The following is a 19,482-nucleotide window of genomic DNA, read 5'->3' on the forward strand; positions in this document are numbered from 1 at the left end:
GCGTGCGGACCAGGGCGAGACGACGCCGGGCGGGGTGGGTGGTGGTGCCGCGTCGTGGCGGGCCTGGCGGGAGCCGCGAGGAACGAGCGGCGGATGGTAGACGCGGCACCACCACCCACCCCGCCCACCCAAGGTGACCAGATCGCCGTCGGGCAACGTGACCACGGCTCTACCTCGGCCGACCATGGCTCTACCTCGGCCGACCATGGCTCTACCTCGGCAGACCAGGGCTCTACCTCGGCAGACCAGGGCTCTATCTCGGCGGACCAGGGCTAGCGCGGCCCTGCCTCGGACGACGACGAAACCGGGGCCGCCTCGCGCACCGTGCGGCACGCGAGACGGCCCCGGGTCCGGACCGGGCTGGTCAGCCGCAGGACGGCTGGCCGTGCTCCGGGGTCGCGACGGTCTCCCGCTCGTCAGAGGTGTCGGACGGACGGGCGGTGACGGTCACGGATCCGGCCGTCGGGTCCTCGACCCCCCGGACGGCGAACGACTGGTAGGCGTTCTTGCCGGGGGCGACGTCGGTGAACGTCTTGGACCCGAACGGCGTGTCGAGGACGACGTCCAGCGGGACGGTGTCGTCGTTGAGCGCGCGCACGGTGACGTACGGCGTGCCCGCGAGGCACCGGACCTCGGCGGTCGCGGTGATCGCGACCTCCTCCTGGCCGGGCTCCTCCACGCTGGGGAGGCGCTCGATCCAGATGTTGCGGAACCGGGGGTTGAGGCCCGGGTCGCCGTGGTCCTGGAGCTTGATGTACCCCGACGTGGGTCCCTCCGCCCGGCCGTTGCCGGTCTTGCCGGTGACCGCGACGTCGTCGTGCACGACCTGCCCGTTCCACACGAGCGTGAGACGCGCGTCCTCGGTCTTCTTGCCGTCGGGGCCGAAGCGCGCACCCCGGAACGTGATGTCGTACGTCTGCCACGTGCCCATCGGGGTCGCCGCGTTCACGTCGGGAGCCCTCTGCAGGTAGATCGCCCCGGCGTGGTCGTTCCTGGGCGGGTCGATGCCGAAGGACTCGAGCACCTGGACCTCGTAGCGCTCCTGGATGTAGACGCCGCTGTTGCCGCGGGCCTGACCGGTCTGGGAGGGGGCGTGCTCGGGCTGGTACCACTCGACGTGCATCTGGAAGTCGTCGAACTTCTCCTTGGTGCGGATGTCGCCGCCGAAGGACTCCATGGACCCGTCCGCGACCGGCCACGTCGCGGGACCGCCGCCGTTGACCGCAGCCCACGCGTCGAGGTCGTCGCCGTCGAACAGGGTGGTGCGCTCGCTCGGCGTGACGGTGAGGCTGTCCAGGTTGACGTGACCGATGTCGTCGTCGTCGTGCCGGATCGTGATCGTGTTGGCGCCCTCGCGCAGCGGCACGGTCTCGACCTGCGTGGCCCAGGTGGACCAGGCCACCGTGCTCTCGAACCAGACCTGCTTGAGCTTCTCGCCGTTGACGTAGAGGCTCAGGTTCCTCGGCAGTGCCGTGGGGTCGATGTTCTGGCCGTTGGCGTAGCGGATCGCGAGGTCGTGCGGTCCCGCCTCCTCGGTGCGGACGGCGAACGTCGTCTGCGCGCCCGGCTCCCAGTTGCGGTCCACGAACCCGGAGCCCGAGTAGCCGGCGTGGTTGCTGTTCCACCCGGCGCCGCCGGTGATGTCTGCCGCCTCGGCCTCGTAGACCGGCGGTGCGACGGATCCGTCGGGCAGCCGGGTCAGCGTGTACCAGGCCTCCGTGCTCCACAGCTCGTTGCCGCTCTCCGACGCGAACGGGCGCGGGGAGTGGACGTTCACGACGCGACCGGCCTTCAGCCCGTCGATCTGCAGCGTCACCGTCTTCCGGTCGTCGGAGACGGTCGCGGCCGTGACCTCGAGGTCCTCCTCGTCGACCTTGGGGCCGCCGTACTGCGGGGTCGCGACGTAGCGCCACTGCGCGGCCGTGTACTTGGACGCGAGGTCCTGCGCCGTCTCCTCGGACAGCGGCTGCGTGTACTCGATCTCGAACCCGCCCTCGACGGCGCGCATCTCGAGCATGTCGAACGCGTTGTTGTCGTCGTACGTGAGCTTCTGCAGGCCGTAGGAGAGCTTGCCCGCCTGGCCCCAGTTGCCCGACCAGCCGATGCCGCCGACGTAGATCGCGCCGTCGGGGCCGACGCTCGTGCGGCTGACACCGGATTCCAGGCCCTGCGTCATGCGGAAGACGGCGCCCTGCTCCTGGCCCGCGACGTCCTCGAGGTAGGCGCGCTGGAGGCCGCCGTAGGTCACGTCGCCGATCGCCATCTGCCCGGCGAACACGCCCTCGGTGAGCACGACCGGGTTGCTCGGCGAGTTGGAGATCTCGCTGTGCGGCATCCACAGGACGGGCTCGGTGACGGGCTGGTCGTCGTACGGGCCGTCGGGGTTCGTGAAGTGGTTGTAGAACGCCCCCTCCTCGACGCGCACCAGCTTCGAGGTCGGGATGCGGACGCCCTGGTTGTCGGTGACGTACATGCCGCCGTCGACGCCCCAGCCGAGACCGTTGGGCGTGCGCAGGCCGCCCGCGACGTACTCGACCTCGCCGGTGTCCTTGCTGATCTTCATGACCGAGCCGCGGTTCTCCGCGAGCTGCGGGTCGAGCGAGTTGCCGCCGGGGATCATCGCGATGCCGGTCGTGACGTAGAAGTACCCGTCCTCGTAGAGCAGGCCGAACGCGAACTCGTGGTAGTTCTCGCCGAACGGCCAGGTCGCGAACGTGTCGTACTCGTCGGCGACCTCGTCGCCGTCGGTGTCGACGAGCGCGGTGAGGCCGTCCTTCTCGGAGACGTAGATCGTGCCGTCGACGTACTTGAGGCCCATCGGCTCCGTCAGGCCCTCCGCGACCTTCGTGTAGGTCACGTCGTCGGCGCCCGTGTCTCCCTGGACGTGGTCGATCAGGTAGACCTCGCCGCGCTGCGTGAGCCGGTCGCCGCCCCACGTGGAGATGGCCAGACGGCCGTCGGGCAGCCAGTCCATGCCCGTCACCTGGGGCTGGAATCCCTCGGGGCGCAGGTCGGTGAGCGTGTAGTCGGGGTGCACCTCGGTGAGCGGCAGGCCGTCGCCGGGGGCCTCGGTGACGCCCTCGCACTCCTTGCGGCCGGGCGACGTGACGCGTGTGACGTCGGCGTCGGTGCTCAGCACGGAGTTCGGCACGACGACGTAGCCCGACGCGCCCGGCGGGCGCCACTCGAGCTTGAGCCGCTGGTCGAACTCGCCGTCGAAGTGGTCGATGCGCAGTGCGCGGTAGCCCGCCTCGAGGTCGATCGACCCCTCCTTGGCCGTGGCGCCGTGGCGGCCCGGGTGGTCGACCACGAGCTCGTCGTCCAGCAGCAGCCGCGCGCCGTCGTCGTTCGTGATCCGGAAGTCGTACGTGCCGGCCTCGGGGACGTTCAGGTACCCCGTCACCTCGGTGACGAACTTGTCCGTGAGGCCGAAGTCGGCCGCCGTGGTCCAGTCGATGGTCGGCATGATCTTGTCGACGTTGGGCGTCTGCCCGGGCTTGAGCGTGCAGTAGTCGTCGAGGATGACCTGGACGTCGAAGACGCGCAGCGTCACGCCGGGCTCCTGCGGGCGGATGTCCGCCTGGGTCGCCGCGGGTGCGGCGGCCGGCGCCGCGGTCGGGACGGCGGCCTGGGCCGTGAGGACGCCGGACGGCACGGCCAGGGCGGCGAGCGCGGCGACGACGGCACGCCGTCTTCTGCGTCGGTGCCGGGGCGTGACGTGCGTGGGTGGTGCGTCGGTCGAGGGGTGTTCCATCAGCCTGCCTCTCCGTCGAGGACCGTGCGTCGGACTGCGCACAGGGCGCGCATCGGTGCGCTGTGCCGTCACTATCCGGGGGCGCGCGCGGTCCGGGCAACGAGTTGCCACTTGTTGCCCCTGGCCCGCCGGCGGCTGTGCCCGCGGGGTGCGGTCAGGCCGGGCGGCCGGTGGAGCCGCGCTCGACGAGCTTCGCCGGGAGCAGCGTCGGCCCGGCGGCGGGGGCGGGCGCCGTGCGGAGCTGGGCCAGGAGCCGCTGGACCGCGAACGACCCGAAGTGGCGCAGCGGCGCGGCGACGGTCGTGAGCGGCGGGGTGCAGAAGTCCGAGCCGAAGATGTTGTCGAACCCGACGATGCTCAGGTCGCGCGGCACCTCGACCCCGAGCCGACGCAGGCCGCGCATCGCACCGATCGCGATGAGGTCGTTGTACGCGACGGCCGCCGTGGCGGGGTGCTTGACGAGGGACTTGGCCGCGGAGAGCCCGCCGGCGAGCGTCGGCGCGAACGGGCCGATCCGCCGCGCCTGGACCTCGGTCTCGCGCGTCGCCTCCCGGAACGCGCGCCAGCGCATCCCGTCGGCCCACGACGCCTCGGGCCCTGCGACGTAGGCGAGGCTCGTGTGCCCGAGCCCGGACAGGTGCTCGACGGCGCTGCGCATGCCCTGCGCGTTGTCCGTCAGGACGCTCGGCACGTCGGTCATGTGCCGGTTCATGACGACGGTGGGTCGCTGCTTCGCCGCGACCCGGATCGAGGAGTCCGAGAGCCGGGACGTCGCGAGGATCAGGCCCTCCACGAGGGGCAGCGTCCGGTCGAGCGCGCGGCGCTCCGCCTCGTCGGACTCGTGGGCGTCGACCATGAGCAGCGTGTACCCGGCGTCGCGGGCCGTCTTCTCCGCGCCGCGGATGATCTCGAAGAAGAACGGGTTGGTCACGTCGGCCACGACGATCGCGAGCAGCGACGTCCGGCCCGTCGGCAGGCCCCGCGCCAGCGGGTTCGTGCGGTAGCCGAGCTCGTTGGCGACCTGGCGGATGCGCTCCGCGGTCTGCGCGTTGACGCGACCGGGACGCGAGAACGTCCGGGACACGGTCGAGGGCGCGACGCCGGCCGCCTGGGCGACGTCGTAGATCGTCGGGCTGGCACCATTGCCGGCTGAGGTCATGCGGTCGGACTGTAACGGCCCTGACAACGGTGGACAACAACCGGTTGTCGCCCTCGTGTCGCGGTCGTGCCGCGTGACCAGCCGGTACGCGCGCTGTGCCGGCCTCGTGCCCGCCCTGCCCGGGGCGCGTCCCGTGGCAACCCCACGGCAACCGACGGCAACTCCTTGACGGGCCCCGACGGGCATCCTCCAATGGCTCCGTGATCTCGCGTGCGAACGCGTCCCTGCGCCCGACGGCGGCACGTCGGCGGCCTGGACCCCGACCCTCCGGTGCCGTCGCGGTCGTGCCCGGCGGGCGGCGCGGATGAGCCGCACCGACCAGGCGCCGCCGGTCGACCTCGCCGTCGACCGGGCCCGCGACGGCGAGGCCGCCGTCCAGGTCGAGGCGGCCGAGAGCGAGCTGCGCCGGCTCGGCCTGGAGGACCTGCGGGTCCACCACCACGGTGACCTCGCCCGGGTCGAGGCACCCCAGGCCGAGCTGCCCGTCGTGGCGAGCGAGCCGCTGCGCGGCGAGGTCCTGCGGGCCGTCCGGTCGGCGGGCTTCCGGCTCGTCGCGCTCGACCTCGGCACCCCGGCCGATCCCGGCACCTGACGCGCCGGCGCACCCTTCGGGTGCCGTGCCCGGACCGCCACCCCCGCCGGCAGCCGTCGACGGTCCGTCGCCGAGACGTCACCGAACCGTCGCCGGGCGTCGCCCAGCGCCGCCGACCGGTGGCAACCCACGGCAACCGCGCCCTCCCGCGCCCGTCGCGCTCACGCACGGTCCAGCACCCGCGACCCGGTGCGCTTCGCGAACCGCCCGCTCGTCCAGCGCTGTCAGGTGCAACAAATGGCAACTCGTTGTCCATGCCATGGCCCGCACCTACTGTCCATGCCAGGCGCACGGAGAAAGAGCTCCGTGCGCAGGACCTCGACCACCGTCCCGTACGACCCCGCGTCCTCGCCTCACCGGCCCCGCCCCGCCCCTCCGCACGAGCCCCTCCCCGGGCCGGAGGCTGCGGCCGGCGGGCTCACGGTGCCGGCCGCGTCGTCGCACCAGGGCCACCAGCAGAAGGAGTGCGCAGGATGTGGACGCTCTCGGGCTTCGCGGACGAGATCTCGCCCGACGTCGAGACGCAGTGCGTCGTCGCCTCCGAGCTCGGGCTGGGTTTCGTCGAGCTGCGCAGCGCGTGGGGCACGAACGTGCTCGACCTCGACGACGACCAGCGCGAGCGGGTCGCGGGTCTCCTGCGCCGCCACGACCTCCGGGTCTCCAGCATCGGGTCTCCCGTCGGCAAGATCTTCGTCGACGACGACTTCGAGCCCCACCTCGACCGGATGCGGCACGCCGCGCGCGTCGCCCGGCAGCTCGAGGCCCCGTACGTGCGGGTGTTCTCGTTCTTCGTACGCCCCGGGACGGACCCGGCGTCCTGGCGCGACGTCGTGCTGCACCGGATGGCGGCGCTCGCCGACGTGGCGCGCGCGGCCGGCGTCGTGCTCGTCCACGAGAACGAGAAGGACATCTACGGCGACGTCCCGGAGAGGTGCCTGGACGTGGTCGAGTCCGTCGGGTCGCCGCACCTGGCGCTCGCGTGGGACTCGGCGAACTTCGTCCAGGTGGGCGTGCGGCCCTTCACCGACGGTTACGCGCTGCTGCGCCCGTACCTGGAGTACGTCCAGGTGAAGGACGCGCTCGCGGCGACGGGCGCCGTCGTGCCCGCGGGACGCGGCGACGGCGAGGTGCCCGAGACCGTGCGCGCCCTGCGCGACGACGGGTTCGACGGGTTCTTCTCGCTCGAGCCGCACCTGAGCGACGCCCACAGCCTCGGCGGGTTCTCGGGGCCGGAGCTGTTCACGGAGGCCTGGGAGGCCTTCACCACGATCCTCGACGCCGAGGCGGTGCCGTTCCGATGACCGACGCGCCCGGCCCGGGCGTCCCGCCGACCACCAGGACCACGACCATGGAGGACCGCACGATGACGACAGCCCAGGAAGCGCGGCCCGCCCCACCGGCGCCGCGCCCGCCCGCCTCCGCGGCCCGGCGCTCCGGTCCGCGCAGGAGCGGCACGACGTCTCTCGGGAGCCGGGCCCTCGCGGTCGTGTCGGCCGCCTGGAGGCCCGCCCTCGTGCTCCTCGCGATCTTCGCCGTGTGGTGGTTCGTCGCGTGGCGCGAGCTCGTCCCGGCCTACCTGGTCCCGTCGCCCGGCGCCGTGTGGGACACGATGGTCGAGGACTGGGCCATGCTGGCCGAGCACACCTGGGTGACCACGATGGAGACGGTCGTCGGGTTCGTGCTCGCGTCCGTGATCGGCGTCGCGACGGCCGTCCTGCTCGTCTACTCGCCGACGGCCGAGAAGTCGCTCTACCCGCTCATCCTCTTCGCCCAGGTGATCCCCAAGATCGCGATCGCCCCGATCCTCGTGGTCTGGTTCGGGTTCGGTGCGGCCCCCAAGATCATCCTCGCGGTGCTCATCGCGTTCTTCCCGGTCGTGGTCTCGGCCGTCGCGGGGCTGCGGTCGATCGACCCGGAGCTGCTGGAGATGTCGGCGACCATGGGCGCGTCGCGCTGGAAGACGTTCCGCAAGATCCGTTTCCCGGGGTCGTTGCCGCAGCTCATGTCCGGGCTCAAGGTCGCCGTCACGCTCGCGGTCGTGGGCGCCGTCGTCGGCGAGTTCGTCGGCGCCGACCGCGGCCTCGGGTACGTGCTGCTCCTCGCGAGCGGCAACCTCGACGCACCGCTCCTGTTCGCCGACCTCATCCTCATGTCGCTCATCGGCGTGGTGCTGTTCCTCCTGGTCGAGCTGCTCGAGCGGCTCCTCATCCCGTGGCACGCGTCGCGGCGCGGGAACCTCGTCCTCGCGTCCTCCTGACCCGCCCTTGACCCACCCCAGAGTTCGCCGCCCCGACGACGAGGCGGCGCGAGCAGAAGGAGTCTTCCCATGCGTGGTGCACGTCTGACAGTCTCGCTGGCCGTGGCCGGCGTCGTGGTGGCGGGGACGGCGGCCTGCGGGCAGTCGTCCGACCCGTCCGGGCCGGGGGAGGGCGAGGGCGGCCTCACCGAGGTCACCGTCACCCTCAACTGGGTGCCCTACGGCGAGCACGCGCCGTTCTACTACGGCGTCGAGCAGGGGATCTTCGAGGAGGAGGGCATCGACCTCACGATCCAGCCGGGCAACGGCTCGGGGAACACGGTCCAGCAGGTCGCGCAGCGCAACACCGACTTCGGCTGGGCCGACACCCCGCCGCTCGCGAACGCCATCAGCTCGGGGATGCCGGTGCGCAGCGTGGGCGTGTTCCTCCAGACCGGGCCCAGCTCGGTGGAGTTCTTCGCCGAGCAGGGCATCACCGAGCCCGCCGACCTGGTGGGCAAGACGGTCGGCGGCACGCCGGGCGACGCGATGTACGGGACGTTCCCGGCCTGGCTGGAGCTCAACGGCGTCGACCCGGCGGACGTGACCGTGGTCAACGTGGACGCGGCGGGCAAGATCGCCGCGCTCATCGAGGGCAAGGTCGACGCGATCCAGGGCTTCCACCACGACCAGGCGCCGACGATCGAGAACCAGACCGGCGAGGAGGTCGACGCCCTGCCCTTCGCGGACTTCGGGATGAACCTGCTCGGCACCGGGCTGGTGGCCAACGAGAAGCTCATCGCGGACGACCCGGAGCTCGTCGAGGCGATGGTGCGCGCGACGTCGCGCTCGTTCCTCGCGGCGTCGGAGGACCCGGACGCGGCGGTCGCGGCGATGGCCGCGGGCGCGGAGCAGGCGCCCGACGAGGCGGTGCTGGCGGCCCAGCTCGCCGCGACGATCGACCTGCTGAACCTCGAGGACGCTCCTGCCCCCGGCGTGAACACCGAGGAGCAGTGGACGGACACCCTGACCTTCCTGTCCGAGAACACGGACTTCGACGGCGGCACGACCCCGGCCGACTTCTGGGACGGCGCGTTCGGGGCGGACCAGTGACCGCGACCGAGCTCGACGCCCGCGCCGACGCGGTCGACGCCGATCCCATCATCGAGGTCCGCGACCTCACGATGCGCTTCACGTCGAAGCGGTCGGAGACCGTGGCGCTCGACGACGTCTCCCTGAGCGTCCAGCCGGGGGAGTTCGTCACGATCGTCGGGCCTTCCGGCTGCGGCAAGTCGACGCTGCTGAAGATCGTCGCGGGCCTCACGGCCTACACCGAGGGCGAGGTGCGCCTGTACGGGCAGCGCGTGACGCGCCCGCAGCGCGACATCGGCTTCGCGTTCCAGCGCTCCGCGCTGCTGGAGTGGCGCGGGGTGCGCAAGAACATCCTGCTCCAGGCGGAGATGCGGGGCATGGACAAGCGCCGGGCGCAGGAGCGCGCGGACGCGCTCATCGCGCTGACCGGGCTCACGGGCTTCGAGAAGGCCCTGCCGCACGAGCTGTCCGGCGGCATGCAGCAGCGCGTCGCGCTGTGCCGGGCCCTGCTGCACGAGCCTCGGGTCCTCCTCATGGACGAGCCGTTCGGCGCGCTCGACGCCCTCACGCGCGAGCAGATGAACATCGAGATGAACCGCATCTGGCGCGAGACCGGCACGACCATCGTGCTCGTCACCCACTCGGTGCCCGAGGCGGTGTTCCTCGGGAGCCGCATCGTGGTCATGAGCCCGCGCCCCGGACGGATCGTGGAGACCCTCGAGCCCGGGCTGCCCGACGAGCGCGACTACGGCACGACGCTCGTCGACCCGCGGTTCACGGGTGCTGCCGAGCGGCTGCGCGACCTGCTCGGCGCCAGCCACGTCGCCGAGTGAGCGGGCCCGTGCGGGGGTCCGGCGTCGGCGTCGGGATCGTCGGGATGGGCAGCATCGGCGTGCTGCACGCCCGGGCGCTGCGCGACCTGGCACCGCGGGCGCGGCTCGTCGCGTACAGCGGGGGGTCGGCCCTCGACGAGGACCTGACCCCGTCCGGGCACGCCGTGCAGGTGGCGCCGGACGAGGTGGTCCGCCACGAGGGCGTCGACGTCGTGGCGGTCTGCACGCCGAGCGGGAGCCACGCGCGCCTCGCGCTCGCGGCGCTCGAGGCGGGCAAGCACGTCGTCGTGGAGAAGCCGCTCGCGGTGACCGTCGAGGACGCGGTCCTCGTCGAGCGCGTGGCGCGCGAGCGGGGCCTGGTCGTCTCGATGGTCTCGCAGCGCCGCTTCGAGCCCCAGCACCAGGCGCTCCGGCGCGCGCTCGACGACGGCGCGCTCGGCGAGCTGCGCCTCGTCGCGACGCACGTGCCCTGGTACCGCGACGACGACTACTACGCCGCCGCGGCGTGGCGGTCCTCCACGGCGGAGGGTGGCGGGTCGCTCATGAACCAGGGCGTGCACAACGTCGACCTCCTGCGCTGGTTGTGCGGGCCCGTCGAGTCGGTCACGGCCCAGGCCGGGACGCTCGCGCGCGCCGCGTGCCCGGTGGTCCCCGGGCCGGGCGGCGGCGACGACACCGCCGAGGACACGACGGTCGCGACGCTGCGCCTGGCGTCGGGCGCGCTCGGCGTCGTCACGACCACGACGGCGACGCCTCCCGGGTTCCCGGCCACCCTCGCGCTCCACGGGTCCCGCGGATCGGTGGAGCTCGCGCAGGACGAGGTGCTCCGCTGGGACGTGCCAGGCGTCCCGCCGCCCGCGTCGGGCAGCTCGGCGGGCGGCGCGGCGGACCCTCTCGCGATCGGTCATGCCGGTCACCGCACCCAGTGGGAGCGGGTGCTCGCAGCCCTCGAGGGCGCCGCGCCGCCTCCCGTGGGTGCGGCCGACGCGGTCGAGACCGTCCGGCTCCTGTGCGCGATCCGCGAGGCCGCCGCGACCGGGCGGGCCGTCCGCCCGGCCGACCTCGCGGCGCCCGGGCCGGCGACGCCGCCGCACTGACGCTGCCGGCACCGTGACCCGGAGCGCATCGGTGCCACCGAGCCTGCGAACGTTTGCACGCAGTGGTCGTGAACCCTCACCGCGAGCAGTGCTGCTATGACTACAATCGTTCGCATCAGTCCCCGGGGCCTGTCCCCGTCCCGATCGCCGGCGACACCCGTCGCCGACCCCGACACCCGCAGGAGGTCGCGTGACCGCCCCGACCGACGTCCCGAGCCGACCCGGACCGGCGTCCCACGCCGAACCGCCGGCCGACACCGCGCGACCGCGCCTGCACCGCGACGCGCACCCCGCGTTCCCGCCGGCTCCCGTCCGTCCGACGCAGGTGGGGATCGTCCACCTCGGCATCGGCGCGTTCCACCGGGCGCACCAGGCGGTCGTCACCGAGGACGCCGCACGGGCGACCGGGGAGACGCGCTGGGGGATCCTCGGCGTGACGCAGCGCACCGCGTCGGTGCGCGACCAGCTCCGGCCGCAGGGCGGGGTCTACACCGTGCTGACGGTCGGGCCCGACGGCGCGTCCCCGCGCGTCGTGGGGTCGGTGACCGACGTCGCGTGGCCGGCGGAGGAGACCCCACGGGTGCTCGCGGCGCTCGCCGCTCCCACGACCCACGTCGTGACGCTGACCGTCACCGAGAAGGGCTACGCGCGCCGCGCCGACGGCCGCCTCGACGTCGCCGCCGTCGCGGCCGACCTCGACGTGCTGCGCCGCGAGGAGGCGTCCGCCGGTTCACCGGACGCGGGCGCGGACGTCGCGAGCGGCGAGGCGGCCGGCGTCGCCGCGGCGACCAGCGCCGTCGGGCTCCTCGTGCGCGGGCTCGCCGCGCGCCGTCGGGCCGGGGGCGCGCCCCTGACCGTGCTGAGCTGCGACAACCTCGCCGACAACGGGCACGTGCTCGCGCGGCTCGTGGGGGAAGCGGTCGACGCCGCGCTCCCGGGCGCCGACGGCGACGCGCTGCGCGCCTGGATCGCCGCGTCGGTGACCTTCCCGTGCAGCATGGTCGACCGGATCGTGCCCGCGACCACGCCCGCGCAGCGCGACGAGGTCGAGACGCTGCTCGGTGCGCGCGACGAGGGCCTGGTCGTCGCCGAGCCGTTCCTGCAGTGGGTGATCGAGGATCGCTTCGCCGGCCCGCGCCCCGCGTGGGAGCGGGGCGGGGCGACCCTCACGCGCGACGTCGCGCCCTACGAGCGCGCGAAGCTGCGCCTGCTCAACGGCGCGCACTCCTACCTCGCCTACGCGGGCTCGCTCGCCGGGCACGCGACGATCGCCGAGGCCGTCGCCGACCCGGCGCTCGCCGCAGGCGCCCGGGCGCTCCAGGCCGACGCGCTCGCGACGCTCGAGGCGCCCGACGGCGTCGACCTCGCCGCGTACGCGCAGACGCTGCTCGACCGGTTCGCCAACCCCGCGACGGGGCACACGACCCGGCAGGTCGCGATGGACGGGACGCAGAAGATCCCGTTCCGCTGGGGTGCGACCCTCGCCGACCTCCTCGCCGCGCGGCCGGGCGCCCCGGCGCCGCACGGCGTCGTCGCGGCGCTCGCGGCGTGGGCCGGGTACGTCGTCGCGGAGTCGCGGGCCGGGCGCACGGTGGACGACCCGCGCGCCGACGCGCTGCGGGCGGTCGTGGAGGGCGCGTCGGACGACGCCGCTGCGGTCCGTGCGCTCGTCCTCCTCCCCGGCCTGCTGCCGGGCGTCCCGGAGGAGCGCCTGCCCGAGGTGGCCGACGCGGTCGTCGGCGCGAGCACGACCACGACCCGCACGACGAGCACGAGGAACGAGGAGACCGCGCCGTGAAGATGGGATTCCGCTGGTACGGCGAGGGGAACGACACGGTCACGCTCGACCACGTGCGCCAGGTGCCCGGCGTCGAGACGATCGTGTGGAGCCTGCACGGCAAGCAGGCCGGCGAGGTGTGGGAGCAGGCGGAGATCGACGCCGAGGTCGCGAAGATCACCGGCCTGACGGACGAGGCGAGGGCGCGCGGGATCACCCGCACCTTCGACGCCGAGGTGGTCGAGTCCGTCAACGTGCACGAGTCGATCAAGCTCGGCAAGACCGTCCTCGGGCGCAGCCGCGACGAGGCGATCGAGAACTACGTGACGACGATCCGCCGGCTGGGCCGGGCCGGGGTGAAGGTCGTCTGCTACAACTTCATGCCGGTCTTCGACTGGCTGCGCACGGACCTGTGGCACCCGCTGCCGGACGGATCGACCGCGCTGTTCTTCGAGCGGGCCGTCGTGGACGAGCTGTCGCCCCAGAGCCTCATCGCCGACATGGAGGCGAACACGCACGGGCTCACGCTGCCCGGCTGGGAGCCCGAGCGGCTCGCGAGCTTCACCGAGCTCGACGCCGCCTACGAGGGCGTGACGCGCGAGGACATGTACGCCCACTACCGCTACTTCCTCGACGCCGTGATCCCCGCGTGCGAGGAGGCCGACGTCAGGCTGGGCGTGCACCCCGACGACCCGCCCTACGACGTCTTCGGCTGGCCCCGCGTCGTGTCGACCAAGGACGACCTCGCGCGCGTGCTCTCCCTGAACGACAGCCCGTACCACGGCCTGACGCTGTGCCTCGGCAGCTTCTCCGCGAACCCCGAGCAGGACGCGGTCGACGCCGTGCGCACGTTCATGGACCGCATCCACTTCACGCACGTGCGCAACATCAAGCACCTGGGGAACGGGGACTTCACCGAGGTCGCGCACCGCGCGTGCGAGGGCAGCGTCGACACCACGGGCATCATGCGCGCGTACGCCGAGGCGGGCTACCAGGGCTACGTGCGTCCCGACCACGGCCGGCACCTGTGGGACGAGAACACCACCAACAAGCCCCGGCCCGGCTACGGCCTCTACGACCGCGCGCTGGGCATCCAGTACCTGCTGGGGGCGTGGGACGCGTTCCGCTACGACGCGTGACGGCGCGCCGTCGCCCGGGGAGCGTGGTTCACGCGCTCTCCGCGGCGGCCTTCGCCTCGCCCCAGCCGTACCAGCGCTCGACCGCGATCCACGCGCTCACGCGCGGGCTGTGCCGGTTCGCGTACTCGTGCCCCGTGTAGTGGCGCGAGATCCGGTCGATGTCGGCCAGGCCCTCGTCGGCGCGCAGCTCCGTGACGCGCCCGACCAGGGTCACGTGCGTGTACCAGTTCTCGTCGAGCACGGTGAGCGAGACGCGCGGGTCGTTCCGCAGGTGCTTGAGACGCACGCGCGACTCGTCGAGGTTGACGAGCACGCGACCGTCGTCCTCCCAGACGTACCAGGTGGCGGCGGTGACGGGAGCGCCGTCGGAGCGCACGGTCGCCATGACGGCGGCGTTCGGGCGGCGCAGCAGCTCGACGAGAGGGGCGGGCAGCGGGGGGCGTGACACGACGGTTCCTCCAGGCGCGGGACGGCGGGACGTCCCGACGCTACGTCACGCGGGGACCGTCAGCGCGTCCAGGGCGCGCCGAGCTCGGTGAACGTCCGGGCCGTGCGAGCGGCCTCCTCGCACCACCGCGCGACGTCGTCGACGACGGGGCGGCGGTCGTCGCCCTCGCCGGTCCACGTCACGGCGCCCGGGTCGAGGGCCCGCGGGTCCGCGGCCGTCCGCACCGCCTCCATGACGCGCATGAACGCCCCGGTGTCGCGCACGTCGCACGCGAGCCGACGCTCCGGGTCCCTCCGGGCGGCGAGCAGGTCCTCCAGGAGCCCGGTGCGGCCGTACGTCTTCTCCACGTGCGCCCGGGTCGTGCGGACGAGCACGCGGTCGTGCTCGTACTCGAGCGTGACCTCGCCGTCCGTCCCGAGCACGAGCACCTGGGCCGGGGTGCGCTCGGGCGCGCAGAGGGTGAGCCCGAACCCGTAGGGCAGGCCGTCGCGCGCGACGACGCGCAGCGACGAGGTGTCGTCGGCCTCGATCGGGTTGGCGCGCCAGAGGTCGGTCACGACGTGGGCGACGTCGTCGGCCGTCCGCGCGCCGCCGATGCGCAGCGCGGTCGCGACCGCGTGGGCGAGGGGGTTGGTGACGACGCCGTCCACGACGTCGCGCCCGTCGAGCCGGCGTCGGCCCGCCCACGGGGCGCGGCGCCAGTAGCCGGTCGTCCGCACCCACGTGCCGACGGCCCCGATGCCCACGACGTCGCCGATCTCGCCGTCCGCGACGAGCTCGGCGACCGCGTCCACCGCGTGCGAGCCGAAGGTCTGGAAGCCCACCTGGCACCGGCGGCCCGTGCGCTCGGCCACCTCGACGAGCGCGAGGTGCTCCGCGAGGGACGCGACGGTCGGCTTCTCGAGCAGGACGTCGACGCCCGCCTCCATCGCGGCGCGCGCGAGCGGGAGGTGGGTCGGGATCGGGGTCGAGATCACGACGACCTCGGGGCGGACGGCCGCGTCGGACGACGAGAGCAGGTCGCCCAGCGTGGGGAACCAGGGCGCGGGGGCGTCGTCGGGGCGACGCGGATCGACGACCGCGCTCAGCCGGACGCGGCCCTGCTCCGCGAGCGCGGCGACCGTGCGCAGGTGCGACCCGCCGTGGCCGTGCACCCCGACGACGGCGACCGGGACGGCCGCCTGCCCGGGGTCGAGCACGTGGTTGGTCCCGGGCGTGGCAGCCCGCAGGGCCCCGCTCACCGGACGCGGTCCGCGAGCGCCGCGGCCTCGTCGAGGTCGAGCCCGCGGTCGACGAGCACGGCGCGCGCGCCCGTCTCGAGCGTGCCGCCCGCCGGGATGGTGCGGGGCGAGTCCCAGGCCAGGGCCGGGCCGGCCCCGGGGTACTCGGCGGCACGCAGGAACCACGGCACCGTCTCGCCCTGCTGGACCAGGAGCAGCGTCGTCGTGTGGGAGGGGTGCTCCTGCACGAACGCGACCCACGGAGACGTGCTGCCGTGAGCGCTCTCCTCGCCAGGCCCGTGCGCGCTGAGCACGGTCGTCGAGGCGGCCGTGCGCAGGCGCCAGAAGAAGCCGCCGTATCCGGCGCCCGGGCGGCCGTTGGTCGCGGGCGAGCCGATGACGAGCGCGCCGCGCTCGGCGCGCAGGGTCGAGCGCCAGTCGAGGACCCACGACTCGTCGTCGAGGATCCACGCGTCGAGCCGGCGGTCCTCCTCGAGCTGGGGGACGCCCTGCTCGTCGTGCCAGCGGACGCCGTCGTGCAGCAGGTGCTGCTCCACGGGGTCGACGGCGAGCGCGTGGCTCACCTGGCGACCGTGGTTGGGCAGGAGCGTCGGGCCGACGTCGGCGACGAACGTGCGACCGCCCCAGTACGACGTGCCGTTGACGTCGGCGACGGCCATCGAGGCGCCGTAGTGGTGGCGGTGGTCGACGGGCCCGGCGTCGGTGAGCGGGACGCCGGCGAGCGTGTGGACCGGGTGCAGGAAGGAGCGCGGTGCGTGCACGGCGGGGATGCGGTCGCCCTGCTGGTAGCGGGCCAGGCGCAGGTCGCCGGCGCGCAGGACGACGGCCTCCCCGTCGGGCGTCCAGCGGACCTCGCGGGACGCTGGCTGTGCCGATCCGGCTTCGGCGCTCTCTGCGACGACCGCACCGACGGGCTCGGCCGGGGGGACCACGCGGGCGCGGGCGACCTGGCGCGGCACGGGCCCCGTCGTCGCGCGGACCTCGAGCCGGGGCTCGAACCGGGTGGTGCGGGACGTGGGAGCCGAGTCGTCGATGAGGGCGGACAGCTCCTTCCAGGCGTGGCGGCCGAGCTCGGTCTGCGGCACGGCGACCGTCGTGAGCGACGGCGTGGCGAAGCGCGCGAGCTCGATGTCGTCGAAGCCGACGACCGACATGTCCTTGGGCACGGCGACGCCGGCCTCGTTGAGCCCGGCGAGCAGACCGAACGCGACGAGGTCGTTGAACGCGACGACGGCGGTCGGCCGGGCGGTGAGGACCTCGTCGACGGCGGCGTGGCCGGCGGCGATGTCGGGCCCGGCGGGGAGCTCGACGAGCTCGAGCTCGGGCGTGCGGTCGAGCACGCGGCGCAGCCCGGTGCGGCGCAGCGCGTCGGACGCGCTGCCGGGTGGTCCGGCGAGGTAGGCGACCCGGCGGTGGCCGAGGGAGAGCAGGTGCTCGAGCACCTGGGCCGCGGCGTCCGCGTAGTCGACGACGAGCGACGGCACCGCCGCCTCGCCCGGGTGCGCGAGCTCGCGGTTGACGAGCACCACGGGCGCGACGTCGGGGACGAGCCGCGCGAGCTCGGCGGCGGGCATGCGCGGGGAGACGAGCACGAGGGCGTCGCAGCGCAGCCGTGCCTCGAGCGCGATCGCGGCCTCCTCGGTGGGGTCCTCGGCGGTGTCCGCGACGAGGACGCGGTACCCGGCCGGGGCGGCCGCCGAGGTGACGCCGCGCAGGATCTGCTGGAAGACCGGGTTGCCGAGGTCGGGAACGACGAGCGCGACCGTGTTGGTCCGCCCGAGCGACAGGCTCCGCGCGACGTTGCTGGGCCGGTAGCTCAGGTCGGCGGCCGCCTGGCGGACGCGCGCGCTGATCTCCGGGTCGACCGTCGCGCGGCCGTTCATGACGCGCGACACCGTCGCCCGGGAGACGCCTGCGGCGGTCGCCACGTCGGCGATCGTCACCCCGCCTCGCCGTGTGCTCACGCTTGCCATCGTTCTCCCTCGAGTCGTGGTCCGCGCGTCGCGGGCACGCACGGCAGCGTGGTGCCCGCGCTCGCCGGGGTCGGCCGGTGCTGCGCGATGACCTGACGGTACACCATGGGAAACCGGTTCCACATGTGCTACGGTCCTCACCCAGCAACCGGTTTCCCCTCGACGGGGGAACGCAGGACTACCGATCGACGACGACCGGAGGGTGACGGATGACCGGCACGAGGTGCGAGGAGGGTCTCGCATGGCGGTGACCGAGCTCGCGAGAGGGACCGCCACGCGGCGGCCCGGACGCAAGAAGGGGGACGGGAGGGTCGCAGCGCTCTTCCTCGCCCCCTGGTTCGTGGGCCTCGCGCTCATCACGGCGGGCCCCATGGTCGCGTCGCTGTACCTGTCCTTCACGGACTACAACCTGCTCCAGGCTCCGAGCTGGATCGGGTGGGACAACTACGAGCGGATGTTCGCCGACCCGCGGCTGCTCAACTCGCTCCAGGTGACGTTCACGTACGTGTTCGTCTCCGTGCCGCTCCAGCTCGCGGCCGCGCTCGGCCTCGCGCTCCTGCTCGACAAGGGCCTGCGCGGGCTGGCGGTCTACCGCTCGATCTACTACCTGCCCTCGCTGCTCGGCGGGAGCGTGGCGATCGCGATCCTGTGGCGCCAGGTCTTCGGCGCGGACGGTCTCGTCAACCAGGTCCTGGCGCTCGTCGGGATCGAGGGGCAGGGCTGGGTCTCGCACCCCGACTACGCGCTGGGCACGCTCGTCGCCCTCAACGTGTGGACCTTCGGGGCTCCGATGATCATCTTCCTCGCCGGGCTGCGCCAGATCCCGCGCATGTACTACGAGGCGGCCTCGATCGACGGCGCCGGCCGGTGGCGCCAGTTCCGCTCGATCACGGTGCCGATGCTCACGCCGATCATCTTCTTCAACCTCGTGCTCCAGCTCATCAACGCGTTCCAGTCGTTCACGCAGGCGTTCGTCGTGAGCGGCGGGACCGGTGGGCCGGCCGACTCGACGATGTTCTACACGCTCTACCTCTACCTCAAGGGCTTCGGCTCGCTCGAGATGGGCTACGCGTCGGCGATGGCCTGGTTCCTGCTCCTGATCATCGGCGGGATGACGTTCGTCAACTTCCTCGCCTCGAAGTACTGGGTCTTCTACGATGACTGACACCACGCACCCCGCCACGGGGATCCCCACCGATGCCGCCGTCCCCGAGGACGCGGCCCCCGGCGCCCGCTCCCGGTCGACGCTCTCCCAGCTCGCGGCCGACGCGCCGCCCACCGCCCCGCGACCCCGGCGCCGTGCGCAGTCGGCCCGGGCCCGGTCCGTGCTCAAGCACGTGCTGCTCATCGCGTTCGGGCTCGTCATGCTGTATCCGCTGCTCTGGATGCTCGCGAGCTCGTTCAAGCCCTCGGCGCTGATCTTCCGCGAGCCGGGCCTCATCCCGTCGGCGGTCGACCTCGGCAACTACACCGACGGGTGGAACGCGCTCACCCACCCGTTCGGCCACTACCTGCTCAACTCCGCGGTCGTGGTGCTCGGCTCGGTGCTGGGCAACCTCGTCTCGTGCTCGCTCGCCGCCTACGCGTTCGCCCGGCTCCAGTTCCGGGGCCGCGGGGTCTGGTTCGCGATCATGCTCATGTCGATCATGCTGCCGATCCACGTCGTGATCGTGCCGCAGTACGTGCTGTTCTCCTCGCTCGAGTGGATCAACACGTTCCTGCCGCTCATCGTGCCCAAGCTGCTCGCGACCGACGCCTTCTTCATCTTCCTCATGGTCCAGTTCTTCCGCGGGATCCCCAAGGAGCTGGACGAGGCCGCGCGGCTCGACGGCTGCGGCCACGGCCGGATCTACCTGCGCATCATGATGCCGCTCGCGCTCCCGGCGCTCGCGACGACGGCGATCTTCACCTTCATCTGGACCTGGAACGACTTCTTCAGCCAGCTCATCTTCCTGACCAAGCCGGACATGTACACGGTCCCGATCGCGCTGCGCACCTTCGTCGACGCCACGGGCCAGAGCTCGTGGGGGCCGATGTTCGCCATGTCGATCGTCTCCCTGGTCCCCGTGTTCCTCGTCTTCCTCTTCGGTCAGAAGTACCTCGTCAAGGGCATCGCCACGACGGGGATCAAGTAGCTCCTC

At 73.2% G+C, this 19,482-nt stretch carries 15 protein-coding genes; 10 read left to right on the top strand and 5 right to left on the bottom strand.

The genetic code is table 11. The annotated features are described in order from the left end of the window. Positions 1 to 364: 364 nt before the first annotated feature. Both CCE02nite_RS18350 and CCE02nite_RS18355 read right to left on the bottom strand, forming a co-directional pair. On the bottom strand, positions 365 to 3,754 hold the full coding sequence (locus tag CCE02nite_RS18350) for a 3-keto-alpha-glucoside-1,2-lyase-like domain-containing protein (protein WP_255318958.1): 3,390 nt from the start codon (positions 3,752 to 3,754) through the stop codon (positions 365 to 367). Positions 3,755 to 3,908: 154 nt separating this feature from the next. After that, positions 3,909 to 4,913, bottom strand: coding sequence for a LacI family DNA-binding transcriptional regulator (locus CCE02nite_RS18355; RefSeq protein WP_141391050.1), 1,005 nt, complete (start codon positions 4,911 to 4,913; stop codon positions 3,909 to 3,911). A gap of 304 nt (positions 4,914 to 5,217) precedes the next feature. On the opposite strand from CCE02nite_RS18355, the gene CCE02nite_RS18360 reads away from it, so the two are divergent. From CCE02nite_RS18360 to CCE02nite_RS18395, 8 genes are all read left to right on the top strand, one after another. Beyond that, positions 5,218 to 5,505, top strand: coding sequence for an adenine nucleotide alpha-hydrolase family protein (locus tag CCE02nite_RS18360; protein ID WP_047231465.1), 288 nt, complete (start codon positions 5,218 to 5,220; stop codon positions 5,503 to 5,505). Positions 5,506 to 5,978: 473 nt separating this feature from the next. Then, positions 5,979 to 6,806, top strand: coding sequence for a sugar phosphate isomerase/epimerase family protein (locus CCE02nite_RS18365; RefSeq protein WP_141391051.1), 828 nt, complete (start codon positions 5,979 to 5,981; stop codon positions 6,804 to 6,806). After that, the gene (locus tag CCE02nite_RS18370) at positions 6,803 to 7,762 is read left to right on the top strand and encodes an ABC transporter permease (protein WP_255318959.1); all 960 of its coding nucleotides are present in this window, start codon (positions 6,803 to 6,805) and stop codon (positions 7,760 to 7,762) included. The genes CCE02nite_RS18365 and CCE02nite_RS18370 overlap by 4 nt, the downstream gene beginning before the upstream one ends. 69 nt (positions 7,763 to 7,831) lie before the next feature. After that, positions 7,832 to 8,854: an ABC transporter substrate-binding protein gene (locus tag CCE02nite_RS18375; protein WP_141391053.1), complete on the top strand. Its 1,023-nt coding sequence runs from the start codon at positions 7,832 to 7,834 to the stop codon at positions 8,852 to 8,854. Further along, positions 8,851 to 9,666, top strand: a complete 816-nt coding sequence (locus CCE02nite_RS18380) for an ABC transporter ATP-binding protein (protein WP_218027157.1) — start codon at positions 8,851 to 8,853, stop codon at positions 9,664 to 9,666. Before CCE02nite_RS18375 ends, CCE02nite_RS18380 begins: the two co-directional genes overlap by 4 nt. Then, complete coding sequence (locus CCE02nite_RS18385; protein ID WP_255318960.1) at positions 9,663 to 10,763, top strand: Gfo/Idh/MocA family protein; 1,101 nt, start codon at positions 9,663 to 9,665, stop codon at positions 10,761 to 10,763. The genes CCE02nite_RS18380 and CCE02nite_RS18385 overlap by 4 nt, the downstream gene beginning before the upstream one ends. Positions 10,764 to 10,953: 190 nt before the next feature. Beyond that, positions 10,954 to 12,561: a mannitol dehydrogenase family protein gene (locus CCE02nite_RS18390; protein WP_255318961.1), complete on the top strand. Its 1,608-nt coding sequence runs from the start codon at positions 10,954 to 10,956 to the stop codon at positions 12,559 to 12,561. A 2-nt stretch (positions 12,562 to 12,563) separates the two neighbouring features. After that, positions 12,564 to 13,679 (top strand): mannonate dehydratase, encoded by a 1,116-nt coding sequence (locus CCE02nite_RS18395; protein ID WP_255318968.1) that lies wholly within the window; start codon positions 12,564 to 12,566, stop codon positions 13,677 to 13,679. A 28-nt stretch (positions 13,680 to 13,707) separates the two neighbouring features. Here the strand turns inward: CCE02nite_RS18395 and CCE02nite_RS18400 are convergent, their stop codons facing one another. From CCE02nite_RS18400 to CCE02nite_RS18410, 3 genes are read right to left on the bottom strand one after another with little or no spacing between them, the layout of a single operon-like run. Next, the gene (locus CCE02nite_RS18400; protein ID WP_141391055.1) at positions 13,708 to 14,127 is read right to left on the bottom strand and encodes a TIGR03618 family F420-dependent PPOX class oxidoreductase; all 420 of its coding nucleotides are present in this window, start codon (positions 14,125 to 14,127) and stop codon (positions 13,708 to 13,710) included. 59 nt (positions 14,128 to 14,186) lie between these two features. Then, positions 14,187 to 15,368 (bottom strand): Gfo/Idh/MocA family protein, encoded by a 1,182-nt coding sequence (locus CCE02nite_RS18405; protein ID WP_255318962.1) that lies wholly within the window; start codon positions 15,366 to 15,368, stop codon positions 14,187 to 14,189. After that, positions 15,365 to 17,341 carry a DUF6807 family protein gene (locus CCE02nite_RS18410; RefSeq protein ID WP_141391056.1) on the bottom strand — a complete coding sequence of 659 codons (1,977 nt, stop codon included), beginning with the start codon at positions 17,339 to 17,341 and terminating at the stop codon, positions 15,365 to 15,367. Before CCE02nite_RS18410 ends, CCE02nite_RS18405 begins: the two co-directional genes overlap by 4 nt. Positions 17,342 to 17,582: 241 nt before the next feature. On the opposite strand from CCE02nite_RS18410, the gene CCE02nite_RS18415 reads away from it, so the two are divergent. Continuing rightward, positions 17,583 to 18,506 carry a carbohydrate ABC transporter permease gene (locus CCE02nite_RS18415; protein WP_141391057.1) on the top strand — a complete coding sequence of 308 codons (924 nt, stop codon included), beginning with the start codon at positions 17,583 to 17,585 and terminating at the stop codon, positions 18,504 to 18,506. Further along, positions 18,499 to 19,476, top strand: coding sequence for a carbohydrate ABC transporter permease (locus CCE02nite_RS18420; RefSeq protein ID WP_141391058.1), 978 nt, complete (start codon positions 18,499 to 18,501; stop codon positions 19,474 to 19,476). Before CCE02nite_RS18415 ends, CCE02nite_RS18420 begins: the two co-directional genes overlap by 8 nt. The last annotated feature ends 6 nt before the right edge of the window (positions 19,477 to 19,482 follow it).

Source organism: Cellulosimicrobium cellulans (assembly GCF_006539945.1).
GTDB lineage: Bacteria > Actinomycetota > Actinomycetes > Actinomycetales > Cellulomonadaceae > Cellulosimicrobium > Cellulosimicrobium cellulans.